Source organism: Amycolatopsis magusensis (assembly GCF_017875555.1).
GTDB classification, from domain to species: domain Bacteria; phylum Actinomycetota; class Actinomycetes; order Mycobacteriales; family Pseudonocardiaceae; genus Amycolatopsis; species Amycolatopsis magusensis.
The window spans coordinates 6,465,376-6,491,179 of record NZ_JAGGMS010000001.1 but is presented as its reverse complement, the minus strand read 5'-3'; the positions used below and the strand labels follow the sequence as shown (position 1 = coordinate 6,491,179).

Genomic DNA, 25,804 nt, shown 5'->3' with positions numbered 1-25,804 from the left:
CCCGCAGAGGTACGAACCATGACCGTCACCGAATCCGCGCCACCGGCGGCGCCGCGGCGTGGCAGGCGCCTGGCCGGGCGCTCGCTGAACGAGATCGGGCTGCTCGCCGCGATCATCGTGCTCTACCTCGCCCTCGGCAGCAGCGCGGCCGGCTTCTTCAGCCTGGACAACCAGTTGGGCATCCTGCGTGACGCGGCCACCGTGGGCATCGCGGCCTGGGGCGTCACCCTGGTGATCATCGCCGGCGAGATCGACATCAGCATCGGCCCGGCGGTGGCCTTCTCCTCCGTGCTGGTCGCCAAGGCCGCCGCCGAATGGGGCCTCGGCCTCGGCGCGGCGATCGGGGTGACCCTGCTCGCCGGGCTGGCCTGGGGCGGGCTCGCCGGCTGGCTGCGTGCCCGGTTCGACGTGCCCTCGTTCATCGCCACCCTCGGCGTGTGGAGCGCATTGGGCGGCCTGGGCCTCTACCTGACCGACGCGCTTCCGGTGGTGTTGCCGGAGAACGGGCTGCTGACCGTGCTCGGCGGCTCGATCCTCGGCATCCCCACGCCGGCGATCGTCATGGTCATCCTCTTCTTCGTGTTCGCCTACGTCGCGCGCTACACCGCCTACGGCCGCTCGGTCTACGCGATCGGCGGCAACGCCCCGGCGGCGCGGATGGCGGGGGTGAACCTGTCGCGGATCCGGATCCTGCTGTTCGCCACCACGGGCCTGCTGTCCGCGATCACCGGGATCCTGCTGGCCGCCCGGCTCGGCTCCGGCAACGGCGGCGCCGCCTCCGGCCTGGAGTTCGACGTGATCGCCGCCGTGGTGATCGGCGGGACCGCGCTCGCCGGCGGCCGTGGCACCATGCTCGGCACGCTGCTCGGCGTCGGGTTCATCACCGTCATCGGCAACGGGCTGGTGCTGCTCGGCGTGGATTCGTTCCTGCAGAACGTGATCCGCGGGGTGATCATCGTGGTCGCCGTGCTGGTGAACGTGATCATCACCAAGCGGGCCCGTGCGACGAGGGAGAGCTGAAATGCGCACACGCACCATGTCCGGGGTCTACCTGCCGGGTGACTCGACCGCGGTGCTGCGGGAACTGCCGGTCCCGGAACCCGGCCCCGGCCAGGTGCTTCTCGAGGTGGGGGCGTCCGGGATCTGCGGTTCGGACATCGGCTACATCTACCACGGGCACAAGGGGCACCGTGGGGTCGACGGCCCGGCGTACCGCGGTGTCGTCGCCGGTCACGAGCCCTCCGGCCGGATCGTCGCGGCGGGTCCCGGCTGCCGCCGGTTCGGCGAAGGCGACCGGGTGATCGTCTACCACATCGCCGGTTGCGGGCTGTGCGACAACTGCCGTCGCGGCTACTTCATCAGCTGCACCGCACCGGAACGCCAGGCCTACGGCTGGCAGCGCGACGGCGGGCACGCCCACTACCTGCTCGCCGAGGAGTCCACCTGCGTGCCGCTGCCCGCCGAGTTGTCCTATGTGGACGGCGCGTTGATCGCCTGCGGGTTCGGCACCGCCTACGAGGGGCTTCGCCGGATCGCGGTGAACGGCGACGGCGATCTGCTGGTCGTCGGCCTCGGCCCGGTCGGGCTGGCGGCGGGCATGATCGGCCGCGGCATGGGGGCCCGCCGGGTGGTCGGGGTCGAGGTTTCCGCGCAGCGACGGCGATGGGCGGACGGGCTCGGCGTGTTCGACGCGACGATCGCACCGGAGTCCTCCGCGGAGCAGACGGCCGCCCTGGTCGCCGACGCGGTCGGTGGCCAGGGCGCGCTCACCACGATCGACTGCTCGGGCTCGAAGGCGGGCCGGGCCACCGCGATCGCCGGGGCCGCCGAGTGGGGCCGGGTCTCGCTGGTCGGCGAGGGCGGCACCCTGGAGACCGAGGTGTCCGACGCGTTGCTGCACAAGCAACTCACCCTCTACGCCTCCTGGGTCACCTCGCTCACCGCGATGGCCGGGCTGGCGGTGAACCTCGCGCGCTGGGGCGTCCGCCCGGAGCAGGTGGTCAGCGATCGCTTCCCGCTGGAGGAGGCGGACAAGGCCTACGCGCTGGCGGCGGGCGCGTCGGAGGGCAAGGTGGTGCTCGTGCCGGGGGAACCGCTGTGACCGCACCGAGGATCGAGGAACGCGGCGAGGTGCTGTGGCTGGACAACGGCCTGCTGCGCCTCGGCCTGGCGCCCCAGCTCGGTGGCAGGCTGCTCTCGCTCGCCGTTCCGGGCGGCCCGGAGTTGTTGTGGCGCAACGACGAGCTGCTGACTGATGGGCTGGAAACGCGGGCGGGGCACCATCCGCACGGGGGCCGCCTGGGGGACTGGCTGAACTACGGCGGCGACAAGACCTGGCCCGCGCCGCAGGGCTGGAGCGGTCCCGGCGAGTGGGCGGGCCCGCCGGACCCGGTGCTGGACTCCGGTCGCTACCAGGCGATCACCGCCGTCACCGGCGACGCCGTCACCGTCACGTTGACCAGCGGCGACGACCCTCGCACCGGGCTCCGCCTGAGCCGGAAGTTCGTGCTGGAACGCGGCAAGCGCGGCTACACGCTCGAACTGACCGCCCGGAACACCGCCGATCGCCCGGTTCGCTGGGCGCTGTGGAACGTCACCCAGCTCGCCGCGGACGGGCCTGGCCACGCGGAGGTCGCGGGCCCGCCCGAAGTCGTCGGACTGCTGGCGGGTACCGGGTTCCCGGCGTGGGAGCCGGCCGGTGACCGGGTGCGGGTGCCGCACCAGGACGTGGTCGGGAAACTGGGTTTCCCGGCGGCGACCGGCCTGCTCACGCACGTCGGCGCCGGTGGCACGCTCACCCAGGCCTTCGCGGTCGCTGAGGACGCCGAGTACCCGGATCAGGGCTCGCGGGTCGAGATCTGGACCGAATGCCCGCTGCCCACGCCGCTCGCCGAACTGGGCGATCTCGACCCACCCGCCCGGATCGTCGAGATCGAGGTGCTGGGCCCGCTGACCACGCTCGCCCCCGGCGAGGAGACCGGGCTGACGATCGACTGCACCGTCGAAGCGGAGGGCGCGCGATGAAGGTCTGCGTTGTCACCGGTGCCGCGCAGGGCATCGGCGAGGCCACCGCGCTCCGGCTGGCCGCGGACGGAGCCGCTGTCGCGGTGCTCGACATCAGCGACCGGGCGGCGGAAGTCGCCGACCGCATCCGGGCGGCGGGCGGCCGGGCGATCTCCGTGCGCTGCGACGTCTCTTCGGAGGCGGACTGGAGTGAGGCCGTGGCCCGTTGCCGCGCCGAGCTGGGCCCGGTCGACATGCTGGTGAGCAACGCCTACACGGTGGACGTCCGGCCCGCGCACGAGACCACGCTCGGCTCCTGGGAACGGCAGCTGTCGGTGAACCTGACCGGCGCTTTCCTCGGCTTCACCGCCTGCCTGCCGGATCTGCGCCGGAACTGTCGGGGGGCGGTGGTACTGATTTCTTCGGTGCACGCCTTGGTCGGACTGCCGGGGCGGCCGGCCTACGCGGCCACCAAGGCCGGGCTCACCGGGCTGACCCGGCAGCTGGCGGTGGAGTACGGGACCGAGTTGAGGGTGAACTGCGTGCTGCCGGGGCCGGTGCTCACGGCGGCCTGGGACGGGATCGGTGAAGCGGACCGGGAGCACAGCGCGGCGGAGACAGCGGTGAAGAGGATGGGCCGCCCGGACGAGGTGGCCGCGGCCGTCGCGTTCCTGGCGGGCGACGACGCGTCGTTCGTCACGGGTGCCACGCTCGCCGTCGACGGCGGGTGGAGCGTCTACAAGCAGTCGTCATGACCGGCTGCGTGAGTCAGGGGGATGAGTGATGACGGCCTACAGCGGCCGCGGGGTGCACGGCCAGACGGTGGCCGCGCTCGGCGCGCGCATCGTGGCGGGCGAAATCGGCGACGGCGTGGTGCTCGACCTGGCCGAACTGGGGCGCGAACTCGACGTCAGCATGACGGCGCTGCGTGAGGCGTTGAAGGTGCTCGCCGCGAAGGGACTGGTGGAGGCACGGCAGAAGCGCGGCACGTACGTGCGTTCGCGCGAGCACTGGAACCTGCTCGACAGCGACGTGATCCGCTGGCGCAGCGAAGCCGGTGACACCGCGGAGGTGCTGCGTGACCTCGCCGAGGTGCGTGCCGTCCTCGAACCGGCCGCGGCCTCGCTGGCGGCGCGGCGGCGCACCGACCAGGACCTCGCCGAACTCGACGCCGCACTGGCCGACATGCGCACGGCGGCCGATCCCGCCGCCGAGGTCGCCGCGGACCTGCGGTGGCACCGCGGGCTGTTGCGTGCCACCGGGAACCAGATGCTGACCAGGATGGACGTGTTCATCGAACCGGCGCTGCGCCTGCGGGACGCGCTCGTCCACGGGCACAGCGCGGACGATCCGGTGCCGAGCCACGCCGCCGTCGTGGACGCGGTGCGGCGCGGTGATCCCGAGGCCGCCGCCGCGGCGGTGAGCGCGCTGCTCACCAAGGCCTCGCACGACGTCGCGGAAGTGATCGGCGAAAGTGAGGGCGGACAGTGAAGATCGTCTCCGTGGAAACGTTCCTGGTGCCGCCGCGCTGGCTGTTCTGCCGGGTGGCCACCGACGAGGGCCTCGTCGGCTGGGGCGAACCCGTGGTCGAGGGCCGGGCGGAAACCGTTCGGGCCGCCGTCGACGAGCTGTCCGACCTGCTGCTGGGAGCCGATCCGCTGCGCATCGAGGACCTCTGGCAGACCATGACCAAGGGCGCCTTCTACCGCGGCGGGCCGGTGCTCTCCAGCGCCGTGGCCGGGCTGGACCAGGCGCTGTGGGACATCGCGGGCAAGGCGCTCGGCGTCCCGGTGTACCAGTTGCTCGGCGGCGCGGTCCGTGAGGAGGTCCGGGTCTACGGCTGGATCGGCGGTGACGAGCCCAGTGCGGTCGCCGAAGCAGCCGCCGCCCAGGTCGAAGCCGGGCTGACCGCGGTGAAGATGAACGCCGCAGGGCGGGTCGGCAGGCTGCCCGGCCGCGCGGAGGTGGCGGAGATCGTCGGGCGCCTGGCCGCCGTGCGGGAGGTGCTCGGCGACGAGCGGGATGTCGCGGTGGACTTCCACGGCCGCTTCGGGGTCGCCGCCGCCCGGCGCGTGATTCCCGAACTGGCGCCACTGCACCCGATGTTCGTCGAGGAACCGGTGCTGCCCGAGTACGGGCACCGGCTGGCGGACGTGGTGCAGGCGTCGGCGGTACCGGTGGCCTGCGGAGAGCGGCTCTTCTCCCGCACGGACTTCCTGCCCGCGCTGCAGGCGGGGATCGCGGTGGCCCAGCCGGACCTTTCCCACGCCGGCGGGATCTCGGAGGTCCGCCGGATCGCGGCACTGGCGGAGACCTTCGACGCGCTGCTCGCGCCGCACTGCCCGCTCGGCCCGCTGGCGCTGGCCGCGAGCCTGCAGGTGGCCTTCGCGACGCCGAACTTCCTGATCCAGGAACAGAGCATCGGCATCCACTACAACACCGACGCCGAGTTGCTCGACTACGTGCTCGACCGCGCGCCCTTCGCGTTCCCGCAGGGCGCGATCCAGCGCTGGGACGCGCCGGGGCTGGGTGTGGAAATCGACGAAAGCGCCGTCCGGGAGGCGGATCGCCGCGGGCACCGCTGGCGGCCGCCGGTGTGGCGGCACGACGACGGCTCCTTCGCGGAGTGGTGAGGAAGGACGAGATGGAGCTCAGGCAGTTGCTCGAACAGCACCGGCTGATGGCGATCGTGCGCGGGCGCGATCCCGAGGCGTCGGTGCGCACGGCCGAGGTACTGGTGGAGGCCGGGGTGCGCCTGCTGGAGGTTTCGCTCACCTCGGCCGACGCGCTGCGGGTGCTCGAAGCCACCGCTTCGGTGGTCGGCGGCCGGGCACACCTCGGCGCGGGCACCGTACTGTCCACAGAGGACGCGAGGCGGGCCAGGGACGCGGGCGCCACCTTCGCCGTGACGCCCGCGCTGGGCGAAGGGGTGACCGCGGCCGTCGAGCTGGGCATGCCGGTCCTCGCCGGAGCGATGACACCCACCGAGGTGCTCGCCGCGCACCGGGCGGGGGCGACGGCGGTGAAGCTGTTCCCCGCGGGCGCGCTGGGCCCGGATTACGTCCGGGCGCTGGGTGATCCGTTCCCCGGCATCGGCTTGGTGCCCGTCGGCGGGGTCGGGGCGGACCAGATCCCCGCGTACTTCGAGGCCGGTGCGCTCGCTGTCGGTGTCGCCGGGCCGCTCGCCGGGGACGCGCCCCACGGCGGCGATCTCGAAGCGTTGCGTACCCGCGCGGCGGCTTTCCTCGCCGCGGTGCCGTCGCGATGACGGTCGTCACCCTCGGGGAAACCATGGTCGCCTTGCGCGGCAAGGGTTTGCTGCGGCTGGGCACCGAGTTCCGGACGTCGATCGCCGGCGCCGAGTCCAACGTCGCGATCGGACTGGCCCGGCTCGGGCACCAGGTGCGCTGGCTCAGTCGCCTGGGCACCGACGAATCCGGCGAACTGGTGCTGCGCACGCTGCGAGCCGAGGGCGTCGACGTCTCGGCGGTGGTGCGCGGGCCGGAGCCGACCGGTCTGGTGCTGTTCGAGCAGCGCCTTCCCGAGGTGACCCGGGTGGAGTACCACCGCGCCGGGTCGGCCGCCGCCGGACTGCGCCCCGAGCACGTCACCCTGGGCGAAGGGGTGCGGCTGCTGCACCTGACCGGCATCACCCCCGCGCTGGGACCGGGCCCGCGGGCCGCGGTCGAGGCGGCGGCCGGTACCGGTGTCGAGGTCTCGCTCGACGTCAACCTCCGCACGCGGCTCTGGTCCTCGGCGGAGGCGGCCGCGGTGCTGACCCCGCTCGCCCGGCGAGCCGGGATCGTCATCGGCTCACCGGAGGAAATCGAGCTGGTGGGCGGCGTGGAGTCGCTGCTGGAGGCCGGGGTCGGCGAGGTCGTCACAAAGCTGGGCGCGGACGGCGCCGCGGTCAGCACGGCCGATGGCGAGTGGACCGCACCGGGTCACCGGGTGCCCGTGCTCGACTCGATCGGTGCCGGTGACGCCTTCACCGCCGGTTACCTGTCCGCCCGGCTCGACGGACTGGGGCTGGAAGAACGGCTGGCCAGGGGCAACGCCTGCGGTGCGTTCGCGGTCGCCTCGGCCGGGGACTGGGAGGGGGCGCCGACGCGGGCCGAGCTGGAACTGCTGGCGGTCGAAGAGGGGACGGCGCTGCGATGAGCGACTGGACGGCGTTGCCGGGCGAGCGGTTCGAACTGGGGGAGGGCCTGCGGTTCGTCGGCGGCAGGCTGGTGATGGTCGACATCCTTTCCGGGCGCCTGCTCGAAATCCCGCCGGACGGTGGTGCGCCCCGGGTGCTCGTCACGCTCACCGAACCGCTGGGCGCGGTCGCCCCACGCGCCGGTGGTGGCTGGATCGCCGCGGCCGGGGCCGGGATCGCCGTGCTGGGTGAACCCGGCGACCGCCTCGAAGACGCCGAGACCATGCGGATGAACGACGGGGTCGCCGATCCGGCAGGCCGGTTCTGGGCCGGTTCGATGGCCTACGACGGCACCCCGGGCGCCGGATCGCTGTACCGGGCCGATCCCGATGGCACGATCACCACGGCACTGGGTGACCTGACCGTGCCGAACGGCCCGGCCTTCGACGCCATCGGCACGACGATGTACCTGGCCGACAGCGCCCGCGGCCTCATCTTCCGCTTCGACGTCGGCCCCGCGGGCGAGCTGACCAACCGCCACACCTTCGCCGAAGTCCTGTCAGGCAGCCCGGACGGCATGACCGTCGACGCCGACGGCTTCCTGTGGACAGCCGTCTGGGGCGCCGCCGAAGTCCGGCGATACGCCCCCGACGGCACCGTCGACCAGGTGCTCCCCGTCCCCGCCACCCAGCCGACCAGCGTATGCCTCACCGGCACCCACCTCCACGTCACCACGGCGACGCACGCCCTCGACGCCCCAGGCCCCCTCGATGGCGCGGTACTGAGCCTGCCCTGCTCGATCGCCCCCACACCCACCCGCTATTTCGGCTACTGAGAAACACAAGCGGCTGTTCCCCACCACGTCCGCCTCAGGTCACCTTGATGATGACCTTGCCCGAGGTGTGACCGTTTTCGACGGTGGCGAGGGCGGCTGGGGCGTCGGAAAGTGGGTGGATCGCGGTGATCACGGGGGCGAGGGCTCCGTCGAGGGCCAGTTGAGCGGAGCGCTCCAGGTTCTCGCGGTCGAGGCGGCGTTCGACGAAGCGGCCACCGAGGTCGGGCACGGACATGTCGCCGACGGCGATGATGTTGCGGGGATCCCGGGCCAGTGGCGCGACCGTTCGCAGTGAGGTGCCGCCGACGAGGTCGACGATGCCGTCGAAGCCGTCCGGGACCAGCTCGCGTGCCGCGGCGACGACGTCCCCGGCGGTGTAGTCGATGAACCGCGCCCCGATGGCTTCAGCGGGCTCGCGCTTGGCGCTGCTCCCGGTGCCGATCACCCGCAGCTCGCGCGCGATGGCCAGTTGGGCGACGGCGAGGCCGACCCCGCCTCCGATCCCGTTGACCAGGATCGTGGCACCGGCTGGGAGGCCGAGCTGGTCGAGCACGTCCACCGCGGTCGTCCCGGCCACGGGCAGCGTGGCCGCCACGCTCGCGGACAGACCCGCCGGGATGCGCGCGGTGTTCGGCGCGGACAGCACGGTCGTCTCGGCGTAGGTGCCGCCGCCGGTGAGCGCGAAGCCGAAGACCGCGTCACCCACCTCGAGCCCGTCGACGTCCTCACCCAGGGCGAGAACGGTTCCGGCGGCCTCCATGCCCAGCACGCGGGGGAACGGACGTCCGCCGTCGAGTCCGTCGACCAGGCCCGAGCGCACGAGGTGGTCGAGGGGGTTCACACCGGCCACGGTGACCCGGATCAGCACCTCGCCGCGACCGGGGACGGGATCGGGACGATCGAAGAACTCCTGCACCTCGGGTCCGCCGTACCTGCCGAAACCCCACGCCTGCCCCATTTTCTGCCGCCTCCCTGGTGACCGACCCGGTGGTTCCGGGTGCTGCCGCCATCCTCACCGCTGACATCGGTGTCAGAGGCAAGCGGCTGAGGTGCAGGTCACAGCGGCACCGGTGCCGGGGTCGTGGACAGCTCCGCCCGGTGCCGGCTGTTGGCCCTGATCAGCACGTCGAGCGCGTCCCGGGTCTCGATCAGGTGCGCGATGTCGGCGTCGATCCGGTCGCGCTCGCGCGTCATCGCCGTGAACGTCTCCTCAGCGACGTCCAGGTCAGCGGGAAGGTCCACGCACGGCAGCACGGACGCGATCACCCGGCTGGACATACCCGCCTCGAACAGCTGACGGATGAGCGACACGCGCTGGACCGCGGCGTCGGAATAGTGCCGCTGCCCGGCGTCGGAGCGTGAACTTCTCAGCAGGCCTTGCTTTTCGTAGTACCGCAGCGAGCGCGGACTCACGCCCGTGCGCTGGGACAGCTCGCCGATCCGCATTCCGGAAAGCCTACGCGCGCGTGCTCCACGGGTGAGGCCGCTGTCCCCCGTGAGGACTACAGAAGGTGTCCACACCAGGGGGATCTGTGGTGCCGCGGTCTTCCCTAGGTTTTCGCTGGCGACGGCGTAAGTGCGCGTCGCGGCAACACGGAGAACTGGAGGGCAAGGGCGTTGAAGACGATGCAACGGTCAGCGGGAACCGGTATCCCCCGAAGGTTCACCAGGGTGGTGCTCGTGGCGGCGCTCACCGTCGCCACGGTGGGGGCCTGTGACGCCGCGGAAGAGAACCCGACGAGTGAGAACGCGCCACCGGTCGTCGCCGAGGCGGCCGCCACGCCGCGCATCACCTGGGGCACGTGCCCGGCGTTGGCCGAGGGCGCCAGCCGCGATCCCCGGCTCACCTGCGGCACGGTGGAGGTTCCGCTCGACCACCGGAACCCCGGTGGCGAAAAGATCCAGGTGGCCGTCTCGAAACTGCCGGCCGCGAAGTCCGGCGACCGCCGCGGTGTCCTGCTGCTGAACCCGGGCGGCCCGGCGTTGCCCGGCCTGGAAACACCGGGTGCCGTGGCGCCGACCCTGCCGCCGTCGGTGCTGGCGGCCTACGACCTGATCGGCTTCGACCCGCGTGGGGTGCGGCACAGCACCCCGCAGAGCTGCGGCCTCGACGACCCGTCCCTCGCCGGACTCTTCCCGTACCCGGCCGCGGACGGCTCCATCACCGCGAACGTCGACCACGCCCGCTCCGACGCCGAACGGTGCGCGACGAACGCCGGCGAGAAGCTCCGGCACTTCACCACCGCCAACACGGCCCGCGACCTGGACCTCGTCCGCGCGGCGCTCGGTGAGGACAAGATCTCCTACTGGGGTCAGTCCTACGGCACCTACCTCGGCACCGTCTACGCGTCACTGTTCCCGGAGCGCGCCGACCGGGTGGTCCTCGAGGGCAACGTCGACCCCACGAAGGTCTGGGCCCACGCGAAGGACAACTGGGGCAAGGCCATGTCGGATCGCTTCCCCGACGCGGCACGGGTCGCCGCGGCGCAGCACGCCACGCTCGGACTGGGCGGCACCGTCGACGAGGTGACCCGGGAGTACCTCGCCCTCGCCGACCGCCTCGACCGCACCCCCGCGCCCGTCCCCGGCACCGCGCTGGCCCTGACGGGTTCGATGCTGCGCACCGTCACCTACAGCCTTCTGCTGCACAACGACACCCTCCCGGTGCTCGCGCAGTTCTGGAAGGCCGCCGCCGGGCTGGCCGACGGCGTGCTCACCGAGGCGGACGCCCAGGTGCTGCGGCAGGTGTTCACCTCGCCGCCGCCGACCCCGGGCGTGCCGGCCGACAACCAGGCCACCATGTTCCTGGCACTGACCTGTGGTGACACGTCGTGGTCCAGCGATGTCGACGAGTACGCCCGCCGCACCGCCGAGGACCGCGCGGCCTGGCCGCTCACCGCGGGGATGCCCGCCAACATCTGGGCGTGCGCGTTCTGGCCGAAGCCGCTCGAACAGCCCGTCCGCGTGACGGGCGAGGGGCCGCGCACCATGCTGATCCTGCAGAACCGCAGGGACAACGCCACCCCGTGGGAGGACGGACTCGGGCTGTACCAGGTCCTCGGCGAGCGAGCGGCTTTCGTCGGCGCGGACAACGGCGGGCACTACGTCTACCACCAGGGCTCCACGTGCGTGGACGAGGCGACGGTGACGTTCCTGACCACCGGCCGGCTGCCGGACGAGAAGGTCGTCTGCACCGACGTCGCCCCGCGGTGACCGTGCTTATCGCGACAGGTCAGCCTTTCCCGTCGCGGACGTCCTTCCCCTGTTCGGCGAACGCCTGGAAATCCTGCAGGTGCTGCTGCGACTGCTTGCGGAAAGCGCCGGGCATCAGGAGTCCCACCAGTCGCATCAGCAGGCCGCTGAACCGGTATTCGCTTTCGCTTTCCCAGAGCGTCGTCTCCGGACCGGCTTCGGTCAGCCGTTCGCGCACGACGCTCCACATGCCCGCGCCGACGATCTCGCGGTCGAAGTGAACGACGCTCTCCTTCGGGATCTCGTGCAGGTCGGCCGGCTCCCGGCGGGTGATCGTCTCGGTGCACTCGAACTGCCGCTTCCCCGACTGCAACACGACCCGCGACTTGGTGCCGAGCTGCCCGTGTGCCCCGGTCACGGGCTCGTGCAGCACCATTCCCCGCAGCCACTTCGGCAGGTGTGCCGGGTCGGTGAGCAGCTGGGCCACTTTCTCCCGCGGCAGGGCGATCTCGATCGAGTTGGTGTACTTCACGGCACGCGTTCCTTCCAGGTGCGGGACGGGAGGTCAGGTCGGTTCGGGCGCGTAGAACCGGGTGGTGGCCTCGACCGCGGCCGCGACGTGCTCCGGTTCGCCACCGGCGGCCAGGTGGGCCTCACCCCAGGCCGCGGCGCTGCGCCGGATGAACTCGCGTCCTTCGGGCGACTTCTCGATCGCCTCGTGGCCGGTGGTCTCGCCATCGGCCAGCAGCCGGGCCATTGCGAGGAGATGCAGGTCCCAGCCGACGCCACCGGCACCGGGGCCGTAGGTCGGGAAGAGGGGCTCTTCGACGACCGCTGCGTGGATCAGCTCGAATTCGGTGTCACCGGCCGGGCCCGGGGCCAGGCGCACTTCCACCTCGCTCGTGCCGGGCCAAGCGTCGGCGTCCGGCCCGTAGAGCCAGGACACCTTGAGCAGCCGCGGCGGCTCGCACCGGAGGATTTCGCCGTGCTCACCACCGGCCAACTCGAACTTCCCGCCGGGCCGCAGCTCCCCGGTGACCGGTTTCAACCAGCGACGCAGGCGCTCGGGGTTGGTGAGGGCGTCCCAGACGTCGTCGACCTGCGCTTCGTATCGACGCCGCACCTCGATGGTGTAAGCCTCACCGGCGGGCACGCTGCCCTTGCCCATGGCCCGGCGCGCGGCGGCCAGTTCCGCCAAGACGTCTTTCATGTCCTGTTCCCTTCCCACCGGGTCGCCGAGGATGTCGGACGCGTGCACGAGCAGGCATCGTACCAGCCTCAACTTATATAAGCCGAGGCTGGCATCGGGGGCCGGGCCGCACCGCCGGACCGGACTTCTTGTGGGTGTCCAGGTGGCCGCGCGCGCCGCCCGGCCGGTACCGCGCGGTTGCCCAGCAGGAGGCACTTTTCCTTGCCAGCGAAGGGTTTTCACGAATCGGGCCGGGCGTCGATCGGTCGGGTGGATCGGCCTCGCCCGGCGTTAGGCGCCGGGCGTGGCGGAAACCCTTGGCACGTCAAGCAGAACTGGTGTTACACCGATTCCGGCGAAGGAGGTGCAACCGATGCGCGAGATTTCGATGAGCGCCCACAAGGTGGAGCGGGCCGACCGCAACGCGGCCCACTGGCACTGGATTTTCGACAGCAGCAAGTAGCGGTGTGCGGGGGCCGGGCGCCGATCCGGGGTGCCCGGCCCCGTCCCGGTCCCCGCCGGAGCCCGACTCTCACCTCCCAGGAGTGCCGTCATGCGCCTTCGCCGCGCCAGCTGTGTGGTCTGCTATTGGTACGAGGGCGAGTTCGTCGCCCATCCCTATCCGGGACCGGAGCCGACCGCGGTGCACCCGGCGGCCGCGGAGATCCTGTCCGCGTTCGGTGAGTGGGTCGAACCGGCGAAGGCCGCCGAACGGCTCGACCACCTCACGCCCGCCACCGTGGCCGAAGCGGTGGAGGCCCTGTTCGAGGCGGGGCTGCTGCTCGCCGAGGACAGCCCGCAGGCCACCCGCGACGCCGAAGTGGCCCAGCAGTGGGCCACCTGGTCGCCGGAGGCGTCGTTCTTCCACTACGCCACCCAGGACCTGCGCTACCCCACCGAGGAGGAACGGCAGCGACTGCTGGCCGAGGGGTGCGGCCAGGATTTTCCCGACCACGTGTTGTTCACCGGCTACCCCGACGCCCCGCGGATGCTCCTGCCGCGCCGTCCCGCCGAGTTGCGGCTGCCGTACGACCAGGTCCTCTACGCCCGCCGAACCCACCGCGACTTCGCCGCCGAACCCGTCGCACTGGACACCCTGGCCACGCTGCTGGCCACCGTGTTCGGGCCGGTCGACTTCATCGACAGCGGGCACGAGGTGCTGTTCCGCCGCACCAGCCCCTCCGGCGGGGCCCGCCAGGAACTGGAGCCGTACGTGGCGATCCGCAACGTCGACGGCGTCGATCCGGGGGTCTACCACTACAACCTGCGCGAGCACTCGCTGGAACTGCTCTCGCCGGGGCTGACCGACAAGGAGGCCGCGCACCTGTGCGCCGACCAGGACTGGGCCGGCGGTGCGGCCTTCCTGGTGGTGCTCGCCGCGGTGATCGACCGCATGAGCAGCAAGTACCGCAACGCCCGGTGCTACCGGGTGAGCCTGCTCAACGCCGGGCACCTCGGGCAGACCTTCGCGCTGACCGCCACCGCGCTGGGCCTCGGCCCCGCGCAGACCGGCGCGTTCCACGACACGGCGGAGGCCGAACGCTGCGGCCTGGACAACGTCGGCCACACCCCGGTGTACGTGCTCGCCGCCGGGCACCCGCGCCCCGAACCGGAGAACGGGCCACCACCCGCCCGGCTGGACACCTTCAGCGGCAGCGTGCTGCACCGGGCAGCTCGTTAGATAAGGCGAAAGCTGTACATAACCCGAATCAAAGTTCTTCGAAGGGAATGACCTCATGTCTAATTTCAGCTTTCCCATGTCACGCTTATGGGTGCTGCTCATGGCCGCGATGACCGTTTTCGCGCTCGCCGCCCCCGCCGGTACGGCTTCGGCCTCCGGCTCGCGGGACGGGCTCGACGTAGCGGATACCTGGCGGACCGCCAGGGGAACCATCGTCAACTACACCGACATCACCTGGGGTCTCGGCGCGGTGGCCGTCCACCCCGACGGAGCTGGGTGGCTGGAAGAACCTCCGCGCCTGGTCAGGCCCGGCGAGGAGGTCACGTTCGCCACCGGATATGCCAGTGACTGGGTGGGCTCCGGACTCTCGGTCGTCTACTACAACAACCTCAACGGACAGAACCAGGTGTACTTCCGGGCGAACTGCGTGGCCAATGGCTCCAACGTGCACGACGAACAGCAGGATAGTAACAAGTACCGGGCGGTCTTCAGTTACGACAACGGCAAATCGTCGAACAGCTATTCGGTGCGGTGGCACATCGAGAAACGCTAGTCAGGCCGGCGGCTACCTGCTATCGCTGCACGGCATCGGTGCGGCGTTCGAGGAGGACAATGTCGTGCCAGGTGCCGTCGCGTTCGGCGATGCGTTCGCGGACGCCGACGGTGCGGTATCCGGCGGCGTGGTGCAGGGCGATGCCGGGGCGGTTTTCGGTGAAGACCGTGGTTTGCAGGGTCCAGAGGCCGTCGCGGTCGGCGGCGGTGACTTGTTTGTGCAGAAGGGCTTTGCCGACGCCGCGGCCGCGGTATTGGGCGTCGACGTAGACGGAGGTTTCGGCGACTCCGGCGTAGTGGTCCTTGGTGGACACTGGGGCGGCGGCGGTCCAGCCGACCACTTCATCGTCGAGTAGTGCGACCCAGCGGTGTCCGGGTAGCCAGTGTGTATCGATGCCTTCGCTGTAGATGCGCAGGACGTCGTCCCAGTCGTGGTCGGTCATGGCGCGGACGGTGATGTCGGCGGGCAGGCCGCTGGGGCAGCAGGGGCGGGGTGCGAGCAGACCCATGACGGCGTCGGCGGCTTGAGGGAAGCCGGTGCAGCAGGCGGCGTTGATGGTGACGATGGTGGCGGTCTTTTCCCGCCGGAGCCGCACGAAGCCGACGTCGGCGAGTTTGCGGACGTGGTGGGAGCAGGTGGATTGGCTGATGCCGAGTGCTTCGGTCAGTTCGCCCACGGTGACGCCGCCGGGGGCGGTGGCCACCGTGTGCAGCAGCCGGACCCGAGTCGACTCCGCCAGGCACGCGAACCACTCCGCGTAGGTCGTGGCTTCGGTGATCGGCAGTTCCACCGGGGCGAGCGTCATGCCCTCAGTATCGATCGAAATCGATGGTTGCGTCAATCGACGGCCGTCGATACAGTCCTCGGCAACGTTGGATCGATAGTCATCGATGCTAGGGGTGGTCGAGTTGAGTGAGTGGCCGGTAGTGGTGGTCGGTGCTGGGCCGGTGGGCTTGGCGGCAGCGGCTGAGCTGCTCGAACGCGGGATCGAACCGCTGGTGTTCGAGCGCGGCGAGCAGGCGGGCGCGGCGGTGGCGCAGTGGCACCACGTGCGCTTGTTCTCGCAGTGGTCCGAACTGGTGGCGCCCGCGGCCGGGCGGTTGCTGGAGCCGACGGGCTGGACGCGGCCTGACGGCTATCCGACGGGTGAGGAGTGGGCGCGGCTGTACCTGCGGCCGCTGGCGGCGGAGCTGGGGGAACGGGTCCGCTTCGGCACCGAGGTGATCGGCGCCGCCAGGCGTGGCCGGGACCGCGTGGTCGATGCCGGTCGGGGCAGTGAGCCGCTGACCGTGCACATCCGCGAGTCGGATGGCACCGAGCGGCGGGTCACCGCGCGGGCGCTGGTCGACGCGTCGGGTACCTGGACGGGGCCGAATCCGCTGGGTGGTGACGGGCTGCCCGCGCTCGGTGAACGTGCGGCAGCGGATCGGATCGCTTACCAGGTGCCGAATCTGGCGGACCCGGAGGTGCGTGCGCGGTATGCGGGCAAGCATGTGGCGATCGCCGGGAGCGGGCACTCGGCGTTGACCGCCCTGGTCGCCCTGGTCGAGCAGGGCACGCGGATCAGCTGGATCCTGCGTCGCGGCGAAGTCGGCAACGTCTTCGGCGGTGGCGAGGCCGATCAGCTCCCCGCCCGTGGAGCGCTGGGCTTGCGCGCGAAGCAGGCGGCCCGCGACGGGCAGGTTCGTGCGGTGACCGGTTTCCGCACCGAGGCCGTCGAGCAGGTCGGCGGGAAGCTGACGCTCATCTCGGACCAGGGAGACCGCCTCGAGCAAGTGGACGAGGTCGTGGTGCTGACCGGGTTCCGGCCGGAGCTGTCGTGGTTGTCGGAGCTGCGGCTGGAATTGGACGCGACCCTGCAGGCGCCGGTGCGCCTGGCGCCGCTGATCGACCCGAACGCGCACTCGTGCGGCACGGTATATCCGCACGGTGTCAAGGAGTTGGCGCACCCCGAGCCAGGCGTGTACTTGGCCGGGATGAAGAGCTACGGCCGGGCCCCGACGTTCCTGGCGATGACCGGCTACGAGCAGGTCCGCAGTATCGCCGCCGCGCTCGCCGGGGACCACGCCGCGGCCGAGCGCGTCGAGCTGGTGCTGCCGGAAACCGGGGTCTGCGGTGGATCCGGCGTGTTCGACGCCGAGCCTGCCGGTAGTGGTTGTTGCGGGGCACCGGCCGAGCCGGAGACGCTGACCCTGGCGGCTCCCGCGCCGAGGGCGTGAGCACGACGGCGCAGCCCGCGCTCAACCGAGGCGGGCTGCGCCGGGTGCTGGCCACGTTGTGCCTGACCGAGATCACCAGCTGGGGCGTGCTCTACTACGCCTTTCCCGTGCTGGGGCCGGAGATCGCTCGGTCGACCGGTTGGTCTTTGCCGTGGATCACGGCGGGGTTCTCGGCCGGGCAGCTGACCGCCGCGCTGGTGGGGATCCCGGTCGGGCGGTGGCTGGATCGGCACGGCCCGCGCGGGGTGATGACCGCGGGCTCGGCGCTGAGGGTGCCCGCGGTCGTGCTGATCGCGCTCGCGCCGAGCTTGGGCTGGTTCCTCGCGGCGTGGGTGGTGGCCGGGGTCGCGATGGGCGCCACGCTCTACCCACCGGCGTTCGCCGCGCTGACCCGCTGGTACGGGCCGCAGCGGGTCAAGGCCTTGACCGTGCTCACCCTGGCCGCCGGTCTGGCCAGCACCGTGTTCGCGCCCTTGACCGCCGCACTGGTGTCGCATGTGGACTGGCGGCAGACGTACCTGGTGCTCGCGGTGATCCTGGCGGTGATCACGATTCCGGGGCACCTGTTCGGGTTGCGGGGACCGTGGCCTGCTGCCGAGGGCGAGGAGTCGGGATCCGGCCTGGGCGATCCGGCGCGGATCGCGCGCAGCAGGGCGTTCCTGGTGCTCACCGCCGCGCTGGCGCTGACCGCGTTCGGGGCGTTCGCCGCGGTGGTGAACCTGGTGCCGTTGCTGATCGAACAGGGGGTGAGCAGCGGCACCGCGGCGATCGCGCTCGGGCTGGGCGGGGCCGGGCAGGTGCTGGGGCGGCTCGGGTTCTCCACGCTGGCCAGGCGGACCGGCGTGCGCAGCCGGACCCTGCTGGTCCTGCTCCTGTCGGCGGCGACCACGGCGGTGCTGGGGTTGGTCACCTCGGTCGTGGCGTTGATCGGCGCGGCGATCGTGGCTGGTATGGCCCGCGGGGTGTTCACCCTGGTGCAGGCCACCGCGATCACCGACCGCTGGGGCGCGGCGCACTACGGCAGGCTCACCGGCCTGCTCTCCGCCCCGCTGACGATCACCATGGCTTTCGCACCATGGGCCGGAGCCGCCCTCGCCGGAGCACTCGGCGGCTACTCCGAACTTTTCCTCGTACTGGGCGGGATCACCGCGATCGCCGCGGTACTCAGCCTCGCCAGCACACCACCTACTTCTAGGAGCACTTCATGAATGACGTCGTCATCGTCGGCGGTGGCCAGTCCGGCCTGTCCGCCGCGCGCGCACTCAACCACCACGGGATCCGGCCGATCGTGCTCGAATCCGGCGCTGAACCGACCGGTTCGTGGGCCGACTACTACGACAGCCTCACCGTGTTCTCACCCGCTCAGTACAGCGGCATGCCCGGCCAAGACTTCCCGGGCGAGCCGGAAAACTACCCGCACCGCGACGAGGTCGTCGCCTACCTGCGCCGCTACGCCGAAACTGTGGACGCCGACATCCGCACTGCAACTACGGTGACCGCGGTCGAAAGCACTTCGGAAGGGTTCGTCGTGCGCACCGCCACCGGCGAGGACATCCCGGCGGCCGGCGTAATCGCCGCGACCGGCTCATTCGGCAACCCCCACCGGCCCCAACTACCCGGACAGGACAGCTTCACCGGGCGGGTGCTGCACGTGGCCGACTACCGCAACCCCAAGCCGTACCAAGGAGAAAGCGTCGTCGTGGTCGGCGGCGGCAACTCCGGCGTGCAGGTCGCCCACGAACTCGCCGAGCACGCCGACGTCACCCTGGCCACCCATGCGCCGGTGAACTTCCTCCCGCAACGACGTGATGGTCGGGACGTCCACCACTGGCTGGTCGAATCCGGCTTCGACCAGCTCCCACCGCACTGGCTGATCCACTACCTCGGCGGCCCGCTGGTGATGGACACCGGCGACTACCGCGCCGCGATCGACTCCGGCAGGCTGCACCGCCGCGACCTGTTCACCGCCTTCGACGGCGACCGGGTCGTCTGGGCCGACGGCGAACGCGAGCACGTCGACACCGTGCTGTTCGCCACCGGCTACCGCCCCGACCTCGGCTACCTCGAACCCCTGGCCACCCTGCAGAACGGCATGCCCCTGCACACCGGCGGCCTCTCCATGACCCACCCCGGCCTGGCCTACGTCGGCCTGGAATTCCAGCGCTCCTTCGCCTCCAACACCCTGCGCGGCGCCCACCACGACGCCGAATACGTCGCCGAAGCCCTGGCCGCCCACGTACACGACGCACCCACGGCGGTCGGCGTGCGGTAGACGGCCGACCTGCTCGGCTTTCGGGTCCGGTGCGGCGACCAGCCCCTCCGTCCTGGAGACGCTCTTCATGCCTCACTGCCGGCCGTGTTCGTCCGGGCCGGTTCGCTTGATCGTCCGGGCTAGAGTGGCTCGCGGACTGGTCGGGTGAACGGGGGATGGATGTCGCCGCGGGTGGGGGAAGAGTTCGGTGGGTTCCGCATCGACGGGGTGCTCGGCCGCGGCGGGATGGGGGTGGTCTACCGCGCCTGGCAGCACCGCATGCGGCGGCCGGTGGCGCTGAAGGTGCTCCCGCCCGAATACGCCGAGGACCCGGTCTACCGCGAGCGGTTCGGCCGCGAGGCGGCCGCGCTGGCCATGCTCGACTCCCCGCACGTGGTCGCCATCCACGACCACGGCGAGGTGGACGGCTGCCTCTACCTGGCCATGCAGCTGGTCGACGGGCCGGACCTGACCCGCGTGCTCGAAGCCGGGCCGATGGACCCGGCCCGCGCGCTGGCGGTGGTGGACCAGGTGGTCTCCGCGCTCGGTGACGCGCACGCGATCGGCGTGGTGCACCGGGATGTCAAGGCGGGCAACGTACTGCTGCGACCTCGTGCCGAGCACCACGACGAGGACTTCGCGTACCTGTGCGACTTCGGCATCGCCCGGTCGGCCGAGGTCGACCGCACTTCGGAGACCAGCGGGGTGATCGGCACCGTGGGCTACCTGGCGCCCGAACGCCTGCACGGTGCTCCCGCCACCGCGGCTTCGGACGTCTACGCCGTCGGCTGCCTGCTCTGGGTGATGCTGACCGGTGACCTGCCCTACCGGGGCAGTCAGCCGGAGGTGATCGTCGCGCACGACCGGGCCCCGATCCCGCAGCTGCTGGTCGAGGACCGGCGGACCGCGTCGGTCAACGCCCTGCTCCGGGCGATGCTGGCGAAGGATCCGGCCGACCGGCCGAGTGTGCGCGAAGCACGCGACCGCATCCGCGCGATCCGCGCCGACGCGCCCTCACGTGCCGATGCCGCCCCCGAGCGGCCGGTCCGGCGCCGCCGCTGGTGGCCGGCCGCGGTGGCGGGCGTGGCCGTGGTGGCCGCCATCGGTGTCACCGCGACGATCCTGCTCACCTCGGGCGCGTCGGCCACCGACCGCGTCGCCCTCAGCACACCGGCCGGGCTCAGCTGCGAGCCGGTCTCCCCGGCGGACGACGACGTGCGTGCCCAGGTCGTCTGCCGGCCCGGTGGCGAGGTCGGTGAACTCCGCATCGCCGCGCTCGACGACACCGACGCGGCCACCGGCTACCTGCGCACCGCCGCGGGGGCGGACCCGGCCGGGCTCACCGACGGCCGGTGCCCGGACGACCTGCCCGCCAAGCAGTCCTGGTCGCGGGACGGCCGCGGCGGCTTGCTCGTCTGCACGGTGCTCGGGACGACCACACGCTTCGCCTGGACCGACGAGCAGCAGGCGACGGTGTCCGTGCTCGACGGCCGCGTCGGCACGCCCTACCCGGCCGATCTCCGTGCGGTGGAGGACTTCTTCGCCGGGCTCCGGTTCGGCTGACGCGTCAGGTCGCCCCTCGTTCCCAGCGCTGGACCAGCGCGTCCGGGGAGGAGCCTGGCGCGCCGAAGAACAGGCCGTAGACCAGCCGGGCGTCGTCGTCGAAGTAGATCGTCGGGCTGAAGTCGTCGGCGGTGACGAACCGGATGAACTGGCCGACGGTCGGCCCGCCCAGCCGGTTCCAGGTGCGCACCTCGACGCTGCCCGGGACCACACCGCCGTCCGCGGCGTTCTCCGCGCGCAGGCCGGTCAGGGCCGCGCGGTCCGCGGCGGTGTTGAACACCAGCATCGCGCCGTCGGCGGTCGGGCACTTGACCGTCTCCGCGGTGCCGGTGGTGGCGGGCACCGTGACGCACTCCGCGGACGGTTCGTTGAGCACGTGCGACTGCGCGAAGTCCCACAGCGCGCCGGAGGCGAACGCGGCACCCGGCACCTCCGGGCGTTCCAGCACGCCGAACTGCCGGGTGTCGTAGAACTTCGCCAGCGCCGGGAGCCCGGTTCCCGGCGCGACGAGCGTGGCGCTGACCGGGCGCGGGCTGTCGACGTCCCAATACACCGTGGATTCGCCCGAAGGCAGTTCCCGCATCGCGAAGGCCGCGTTCGGCCCCGCACTCGCGGCCGAGCGCACCGCGGTGGGGTCTTCGGCGAGCTTGCGGGACTCGGCGAGCCTGCCTGCCACGTCATAGGTGACCAGGGTGAGCGAATGCAGTCCGGCGTCGCACCCGACCCGTTCCAGCTCACCGGGTTCCGCGGGCTGCTGCGCGCAGCGGACCGCGCCGTCGAGCAGGCGGGCGCCGAGCGCACGGTAACGGCTTTCCACCTGGTCGAGCGCGTACCGGTCGGGTGGCGGCGCGGCGGGCTGGGTCTGGTCCCGGACGAACACCACCACCGCGGCCGCGACCGCGGCCACCACCAGGACCACGGCCCCGGTGATCAGCCACGTCCGGCGGCGGCGCGAGGGCAGTTCGCGGGTCGGCGGCCGCTGCCGCGGACCGCTCCAGGTCAGCCGCCTTTCCGCGGCCGCCGGGTCCAGCAGGGGAGCCGCGGTCCGCGTGTCCCTGGTGTCGCCGGAGGCGCGGCCGGGTTCGCCGGCCGCGGCGACGAGCGCGTCGATTTCGGCGGGGGTCAGGGCGTTCGCCGACTGGTTCAGCGCGGAACGCAGGGCGACGGGGTCGGTGAGCGCGTGCCGCCCGAAGCGCCGCACGACTTCGGCGAGGCGGGGATCGCTGTGGTGGTCCATCACGCGTCCGGATCGGCCCAGAACGCCCGCAGCGCCTGTTGTTCGCTGGTGCTCGCCTGCATGTACACCGCCACCCCCGTGGCGTCTTCGTCGAAGTAGAGCCGGGCGAGGCCCTCTTCCGGCTCCAGGAACCGGATCCGGGTGCCGTCGCCGTCGCGAGGCGTGCCCATCGGGATGCCCGCGCGGATCCCGGGCTGACCCGGTACGTACTCCCATCGCAGGGAGCGGATCGAGCCGGGGCGCGCGCCGTCGTTGTCGGTCAGCAGCACCTGGCGCAGGGCGTCGAGCTGCCCGGGGTCGAGCAGCTTGCGGAAGCTGGCGATGATGCCCGAGCCCAGCTCGCAGGTGACGCTCTCCTGGACACCGACGCCCGCTTCGGCGGTCTCGCAGCGAACGCCGGCGTCGCCGAGGTACGGCTTCGCCGCGGCGAGCAACTGCGGATCGGTGAAGGCGGCGCTCGGGGCGGGAAGTTCCGGCGGGGCCGGGGATTCGGATGTCGGCACCGGAGTGGTGGACAGCGGGACGGTCGTGGTCGGCGTGACCGGTGGCCCTTCGGCGTTGTGCTCCCCGCCTCCGCTGAGGGCGAGCGTCACGCCGGTGGTGGCGAGTGCCGCCACGACCACGGCGACCCCGGCCACCACGGCGATCCGCTTGCCGCGCCGGGTTTTCTCGCTGGTCAGGACCGTGGTCGGCGCTTCGGCGGCCGGCGTTTCGCGGAGGAGATAGCCCAGTGCCGCACCGAGTCGGCCGCACGCCCATTCCGCGCCACTGCCACCACCGCAGGCCGCGACTGCTTCCCGCAGCGCGTCGGCCGGCGTCCCCGCGTTCTCCAGTACGGCACGCATCCGGTCCGGCGCACCGGCGGCCGCCGCGGCGGCGAGCGCGCTGATCTCGGCCTCCGCCGGTGGCACGGGAAGGCTGCGCAGCGCGCCGGTGAGAACGATCGGGTCGGAGAGCGCGGCACGGCCGTGCCGGTCGGCTACCTCTTCGAGTGCGGTCAAGGTGCTCATGGCGGACAGTAGATCGCACCGCGCTTCAAGTTCGCTTCAACCCGGCGCCGCCGGACCTGGAATGATCGTCGCCGTGGTGGTGGAGGTGCGCTTGCTCGGGCCGGTCGAGCTGGTCGTCGACGGCGTACCCGCGACGCCGGGCGGGCCGCGGCCGCGCGCGGTGCTCGCGGTGCTGGCCGCCTCCGGCGGCGCCCCGGTGAGCGCCGACCGGCTGGCCGAGGCGGTGTACTCCGACACCGGCCGTCCCGCTGCCCGCGCCACCGTCCAGGTCCACGTGCACCACCTGCGGCAAACCCTGGGCGCGCACGGGACCGCGTTGCGGCACGGACCGGGCGGGTACCAGCTCACCGGGGTCCGCGCCGACGTCCGGGCGGTCGAGGACGCGATCGGCCGGGCACGAGCCGCCGACCAGGCACGGGACGTCCAAGCGGCCGCGGCCGGTTATCGGCGGGCCCTCGACCTCTGGCGCGGCCCGTTCTGCGCCGATCTGCCCGACCACGCCGCGCTCGATCCCGCGCGTCGCCTCTACGCCGAAATGCGCTGGGAAGCACTGGAAGCGCGGATCGCCGCCGACCTGCGCGCGGACGGCGTTCCCGGCCTGGCGCGGGAACTCGAAGGCCTGGTCGCGGAACAGCCGCTGCGCGAACGGTTCTGGGGTCAGCTGATGGTCGCGTTGTACCGGGAAGGCCGCCAAGCCGAAGCGCTGGAGCGATACCGGCAGGCGCGGCAGGTACTGGCCGAGGAAGCGGGAGTCGACCCGGGGCCGGCGTTGCGCGAGCTGGAACGCGCCGTGCTCGCCCACGCCGGGACGGCGACCCTGCTGCGCGTGGCCGCACCCGGCGCGGAGCCCTCCGGCAGACCGCTGCTGACCTGGGTCGACGGCACAGGCAGGGCGCGCCGGCGGGAGTTGCCGGTGTCCGGCCGCCTGGTCATCGGCCGGGACGAGAGCGCCGACATCGCCTTGCGGCACGACGGCGCCGTCTCCCGCAGCCACGCCGAAATCACCCAGGGCGCGGGCGGGCTGGTGTTGACGGACCTGGGCTCGCGCAACGGAACCTTCCACAACGGCGACCGAGTCGGGGAACCAGCCGCGCTGGTGGTGGGCGACCTCGTGCGCTGCGGCAACACGGTGCTCGCGGTGACGACCGGCGTGTCGGTCAGCGCCATCGACGGCACCACCCGTTCCTGACCCGGATGCCCGATCGTTGTCAAGGGGTCGATCGGACCACACCGCCCGCGGGCGGCCTCCGATACGTTCGGCAAAAAGTACTCTGATGGGGGAGCAGGACCATGACCGTGCAGGCTGAGCAGGTGCCGCGAACCGCTGACAAGCGGCTGAAAACGTTCGGTAACGGGATCTATTTCGTCGAGGCCGGATTCTGGCGGACCTTCCTGGCCTGGCTGGTCGACATCGCGGTGTTCCTGCTCGGCGCCGGGGCCGGCGTCGTCGTACTGGCCGTTGTGGACCGCACGGCGAACCTCGGCGCCGGGGCGCTGGTGCTGGGAATCGTGGGGATCCTGGTGCTGGTTCCGTTGCTGTACGGCGGTTTGTGCTACCGCAATGGCCGCGCGCTCGGCGCGGTGCTCGCCGGCACCCGGCTCGTGCGTTTCGCGGATGGTGGCCGCCTTGGTGCCAAGGCCCCGTGGGCCATGCTGATCCGGACGATCTTGCTGCCGCTGCTCGTGTTCGCCCTGATCGCGGCCGTGTTCGGTGGCAGCGGTGGCGCGCCGGGCGGTTCGACGATCCGGGTCAGCGTCGACGTCCGCGCCACCGCCCGGCTCCGTTGATGGGCAAGCGCTGGGAACGCCGCAGGCGCCGGCTCGTGCACCGGTTCTCCGAGGCAGGGCCGGTCGGCGGCGCGCTCGCCGTACTGCTCAGCTTGGGGAAGTCGCGGAACTCGGACTGCGAGGACGCGTTCGCCGAGACAGCGCTCGCCGTCGACGGGGTGGTGTCGGCCGAGTTCGAGTGCAGTGACATGTTCGGCGGTGGCTGGCAACGGGGCAAGGTGGTCCTGCGGGCTTCGTCGCGCGAGGAGGCGACTCGCATCGTGGACGCGCTGTTGCGGGCGTTCGCCGCCGAGCCGCGCCTGGAACCCCGGTGGTCGACGCCGCAGCAGTACCGGAACGAGGACGGGGCGATCGTGGTGGGCGCGGGGGCCGCCGGATTCTCGGGGACGCCGAACATCCGTGAACTACGCGACCGCTACGGGAAGGACCGGTCTCAGTGAGGCGTCATTGGTGGCTGCCCGCCGTGGCGGTGGGGTTGGTGGTGCCCGTCTCGGGGTGCTCGGCCGACCGGTGCGAGGAGGCGTTCACCGCGGTGACGATGTCGGTCGACGGCGTGGCTTCCGCGACGTGGGACTGCAGTGACCAGTTCGGCGGTGGCTGGCAACGCGGTGACGTGGTGATCGAGGCGTCCGACGAAGACGGGGCCATCGAGGTGATGGACGCGATCCTGAGGGCCTACGCCGCGTCGCCGGACCTCGAGGACCGCTGGTCGGTGCCGCAGGAGTTCAAGACGCGGGACCGGTCGATCATCGTGAGCGCGGGCGATCTGGGGTTCAACGGCCCGCCCAAGCTGCGCGAGGTGCGCGAGCACTACGGCGTCACCCCCGGGTGAGGACCGGCACGCGCCTTCTCTGGGTCAGTCCGCCAGTTCGGTGCGCACGGTCTGCCACTGCTCCCAGCACTGCTCGGGGTCGAGGTCGGGGTAGCCGCGTTGTTCCGCCATCGCCCCGGCCAGCGACCTCGGCAAGCGGATGCACGTTGCCCCGTCACGGATTTCGAGGACCTCCTCTTCCGTGAGAGGGGCGCCCTTCGAGCGTTCCGCGGCCAGAAGCACCGCGACCAGGGCGGGCGAGAATTCGATGACGAGTTCGTCCTCTTCGGACCTGTTCATCACCGGATGCTAGACCACCCGCGGACGCCAC

At 71.9% G+C, this 25,804-nt stretch carries 28 protein-coding genes; 20 read left to right on the top strand and 8 right to left on the bottom strand.

What is annotated here, in order from left to right; translation table 11 throughout:
- Positions 1 to 18 precede the first annotated feature (18 nt).
- The 9 genes from JOM49_RS28780 to JOM49_RS28740 are packed head-to-tail and all read left to right on the top strand — an operon-like array spanning position 19 to position 7,979.
- Positions 19 to 1,020: an ABC transporter permease gene (locus JOM49_RS28780; protein WP_209667323.1), complete on the top strand. Its 1,002-nt coding sequence runs from the start codon at positions 19 to 21 to the stop codon at positions 1,018 to 1,020.
- A gap of 1 nt (position 1,021) precedes the next feature.
- Complete coding sequence (locus JOM49_RS28775; RefSeq protein ID WP_245369516.1) at positions 1,022 to 2,101, top strand: zinc-dependent alcohol dehydrogenase family protein; 1,080 nt, start codon at positions 1,022 to 1,024, stop codon at positions 2,099 to 2,101.
- Positions 2,098 to 3,024 carry a DUF4380 domain-containing protein gene (locus tag JOM49_RS28770; protein WP_209667322.1) on the top strand — a complete coding sequence of 309 codons (927 nt, stop codon included), beginning with the start codon at positions 2,098 to 2,100 and terminating at the stop codon, positions 3,022 to 3,024. Before JOM49_RS28775 ends, JOM49_RS28770 begins: the two co-directional genes overlap by 4 nt.
- Positions 3,021 to 3,758 carry an SDR family NAD(P)-dependent oxidoreductase gene (locus JOM49_RS28765; RefSeq protein WP_209667321.1) on the top strand — a complete coding sequence of 246 codons (738 nt, stop codon included), beginning with the start codon at positions 3,021 to 3,023 and terminating at the stop codon, positions 3,756 to 3,758. Before JOM49_RS28770 ends, JOM49_RS28765 begins: the two co-directional genes overlap by 4 nt.
- A gap of 28 nt (positions 3,759 to 3,786) precedes the next feature.
- Positions 3,787 to 4,494: a FadR/GntR family transcriptional regulator gene (locus JOM49_RS28760; RefSeq protein ID WP_209667320.1), complete on the top strand. Its 708-nt coding sequence runs from the start codon at positions 3,787 to 3,789 to the stop codon at positions 4,492 to 4,494.
- A complete protein-coding gene (dgoD, locus tag JOM49_RS28755; RefSeq protein ID WP_209667319.1) occupies positions 4,491 to 5,636 on the top strand; it encodes a galactonate dehydratase in 1,146 nt (381 codons plus the stop codon). The genes JOM49_RS28760 and dgoD overlap by 4 nt, the downstream gene beginning before the upstream one ends.
- Positions 5,637 to 5,647: 11 nt before the next feature.
- Positions 5,648 to 6,271: a bifunctional 4-hydroxy-2-oxoglutarate aldolase/2-dehydro-3-deoxy-phosphogluconate aldolase gene (locus JOM49_RS28750; RefSeq protein WP_209667318.1), complete on the top strand. Its 624-nt coding sequence runs from the start codon at positions 5,648 to 5,650 to the stop codon at positions 6,269 to 6,271.
- On the top strand, positions 6,268 to 7,164 hold the full coding sequence (locus JOM49_RS28745) for a sugar kinase (protein WP_209667317.1): 897 nt from the start codon (positions 6,268 to 6,270) through the stop codon (positions 7,162 to 7,164). The genes JOM49_RS28750 and JOM49_RS28745 overlap by 4 nt, the downstream gene beginning before the upstream one ends.
- A complete protein-coding gene (locus JOM49_RS28740) occupies positions 7,161 to 7,979 on the top strand; it encodes an SMP-30/gluconolactonase/LRE family protein (protein WP_209667316.1) in 819 nt (272 codons plus the stop codon). Before JOM49_RS28745 ends, JOM49_RS28740 begins: the two co-directional genes overlap by 4 nt.
- A gap of 34 nt (positions 7,980 to 8,013) precedes the next feature.
- Here JOM49_RS28740 and JOM49_RS28735 read toward each other — a convergent pair whose 3' ends face one another.
- Both JOM49_RS28735 and JOM49_RS28730 read right to left on the bottom strand, forming a co-directional pair.
- Positions 8,014 to 8,937 carry an NADP-dependent oxidoreductase gene (locus JOM49_RS28735; RefSeq protein WP_209667315.1) on the bottom strand — a complete coding sequence of 308 codons (924 nt, stop codon included), beginning with the start codon at positions 8,935 to 8,937 and terminating at the stop codon, positions 8,014 to 8,016.
- 98 nt (positions 8,938 to 9,035) lie between these two features.
- Complete coding sequence (locus tag JOM49_RS28730) at positions 9,036 to 9,425, bottom strand: MerR family transcriptional regulator (protein ID WP_209667314.1); 390 nt, start codon at positions 9,423 to 9,425, stop codon at positions 9,036 to 9,038.
- Between the two features lie 225 nt (positions 9,426 to 9,650).
- Between JOM49_RS28730 and JOM49_RS28725 the strand changes: the two genes are divergently transcribed.
- A complete protein-coding gene (locus JOM49_RS28725) occupies positions 9,651 to 11,192 on the top strand; it encodes an alpha/beta fold hydrolase (RefSeq protein ID WP_308158910.1) in 1,542 nt (513 codons plus the stop codon).
- Between the two features lie 19 nt (positions 11,193 to 11,211).
- Here JOM49_RS28725 and JOM49_RS28720 read toward each other — a convergent pair whose 3' ends face one another.
- Together JOM49_RS28720 and JOM49_RS28715 are read right to left on the bottom strand one after the other, a co-directional pair.
- Positions 11,212 to 11,703, bottom strand: a complete 492-nt coding sequence (locus JOM49_RS28720) for an SRPBCC family protein (protein WP_209667312.1) — start codon at positions 11,701 to 11,703, stop codon at positions 11,212 to 11,214.
- Between the two features lie 33 nt (positions 11,704 to 11,736).
- Positions 11,737 to 12,381 (bottom strand): SRPBCC family protein, encoded by a 645-nt coding sequence (locus JOM49_RS28715; protein ID WP_245369515.1) that lies wholly within the window; start codon positions 12,379 to 12,381, stop codon positions 11,737 to 11,739.
- Between the two features lie 532 nt (positions 12,382 to 12,913).
- Here JOM49_RS28715 and JOM49_RS28710 point away from each other — a divergent pair.
- On the top strand, positions 12,914 to 14,041 hold the full coding sequence (locus JOM49_RS28710) for a SagB/ThcOx family dehydrogenase (protein ID WP_209667311.1): 1,128 nt from the start codon (positions 12,914 to 12,916) through the stop codon (positions 14,039 to 14,041).
- 100 nt (positions 14,042 to 14,141) lie between these two features.
- Entirely contained in the window at positions 14,142 to 14,594 is a 453-nt protein-coding gene (locus tag JOM49_RS28705; RefSeq protein WP_209667310.1) for a hypothetical protein, read from the top strand.
- Between the two features lie 19 nt (positions 14,595 to 14,613).
- On the opposite strand, the gene JOM49_RS28700 is transcribed toward JOM49_RS28705, so the two are convergent.
- Positions 14,614 to 15,399: a helix-turn-helix domain-containing GNAT family N-acetyltransferase gene (locus JOM49_RS28700; RefSeq protein WP_209667309.1), complete on the bottom strand. Its 786-nt coding sequence runs from the start codon at positions 15,397 to 15,399 to the stop codon at positions 14,614 to 14,616.
- A 103-nt stretch (positions 15,400 to 15,502) separates the two neighbouring features.
- Here JOM49_RS28700 and JOM49_RS28695 point away from each other — a divergent pair, with 103 nt between their 5' ends.
- From JOM49_RS28695 to JOM49_RS28680, 4 genes are all read left to right on the top strand, one after another.
- Positions 15,503 to 16,813, top strand: coding sequence for an FAD-dependent oxidoreductase (locus JOM49_RS28695; RefSeq protein WP_209667308.1), 1,311 nt, complete (start codon positions 15,503 to 15,505; stop codon positions 16,811 to 16,813).
- On the top strand, positions 16,810 to 18,021 hold the full coding sequence (locus tag JOM49_RS28690) for an MFS transporter (protein WP_308158909.1): 1,212 nt from the start codon (positions 16,810 to 16,812) through the stop codon (positions 18,019 to 18,021). The genes JOM49_RS28695 and JOM49_RS28690 overlap by 4 nt, the downstream gene beginning before the upstream one ends.
- Positions 18,018 to 19,085: a flavin-containing monooxygenase gene (locus JOM49_RS28685; RefSeq protein ID WP_209667307.1), complete on the top strand. Its 1,068-nt coding sequence runs from the start codon at positions 18,018 to 18,020 to the stop codon at positions 19,083 to 19,085. The genes JOM49_RS28690 and JOM49_RS28685 overlap by 4 nt, the downstream gene beginning before the upstream one ends.
- Positions 19,086 to 19,244: 159 nt before the next feature.
- Positions 19,245 to 20,627 carry a serine/threonine-protein kinase gene (locus tag JOM49_RS28680; protein ID WP_209667306.1) on the top strand — a complete coding sequence of 461 codons (1,383 nt, stop codon included), beginning with the start codon at positions 19,245 to 19,247 and terminating at the stop codon, positions 20,625 to 20,627.
- Positions 20,628 to 20,631: 4 nt separating this feature from the next.
- Here the strand turns inward: JOM49_RS28680 and JOM49_RS28675 are convergent, their stop codons facing one another.
- Positions 20,632 to 21,864, bottom strand: coding sequence for a hypothetical protein (locus JOM49_RS28675; RefSeq protein WP_209667305.1), 1,233 nt, complete (start codon positions 21,862 to 21,864; stop codon positions 20,632 to 20,634).
- A complete protein-coding gene (locus JOM49_RS28670) occupies positions 21,864 to 22,874 on the bottom strand; it encodes a hypothetical protein (protein ID WP_209667304.1) in 1,011 nt (336 codons plus the stop codon). Before JOM49_RS28670 ends, JOM49_RS28675 begins: the two co-directional genes overlap by 1 nt.
- Positions 22,875 to 22,935: 61 nt before the next feature.
- On the opposite strand from JOM49_RS28670, the gene JOM49_RS28665 reads away from it, so the two are divergent.
- The 4 genes from JOM49_RS28665 (at position 22,936) to JOM49_RS28650 (ending at position 25,494) form a co-directional block, all read left to right on the top strand.
- Entirely contained in the window at positions 22,936 to 24,063 is a 1,128-nt protein-coding gene (locus JOM49_RS28665; protein ID WP_209667303.1) for a BTAD domain-containing putative transcriptional regulator, read from the top strand.
- A 101-nt stretch (positions 24,064 to 24,164) separates the two neighbouring features.
- Positions 24,165 to 24,662, top strand: a complete 498-nt coding sequence (locus JOM49_RS28660) for an RDD family protein (protein WP_209667302.1) — start codon at positions 24,165 to 24,167, stop codon at positions 24,660 to 24,662.
- Positions 24,662 to 25,102: a hypothetical protein gene (locus JOM49_RS43395; RefSeq protein WP_245369514.1), complete on the top strand. Its 441-nt coding sequence runs from the start codon at positions 24,662 to 24,664 to the stop codon at positions 25,100 to 25,102. The genes JOM49_RS28660 and JOM49_RS43395 overlap by 1 nt, the downstream gene beginning before the upstream one ends.
- Complete coding sequence (locus JOM49_RS28650) at positions 25,099 to 25,494, top strand: hypothetical protein (protein WP_245369513.1); 396 nt, start codon at positions 25,099 to 25,101, stop codon at positions 25,492 to 25,494. The genes JOM49_RS43395 and JOM49_RS28650 overlap by 4 nt, the downstream gene beginning before the upstream one ends.
- Positions 25,495 to 25,518: 24 nt before the next feature.
- Here the strand turns inward: JOM49_RS28650 and JOM49_RS28645 are convergent, their stop codons facing one another.
- Positions 25,519 to 25,773 carry a hypothetical protein gene (locus JOM49_RS28645; RefSeq protein ID WP_209667301.1) on the bottom strand — a complete coding sequence of 85 codons (255 nt, stop codon included), beginning with the start codon at positions 25,771 to 25,773 and terminating at the stop codon, positions 25,519 to 25,521.
- Positions 25,774 to 25,804: the final 31 nt, after the last annotated feature.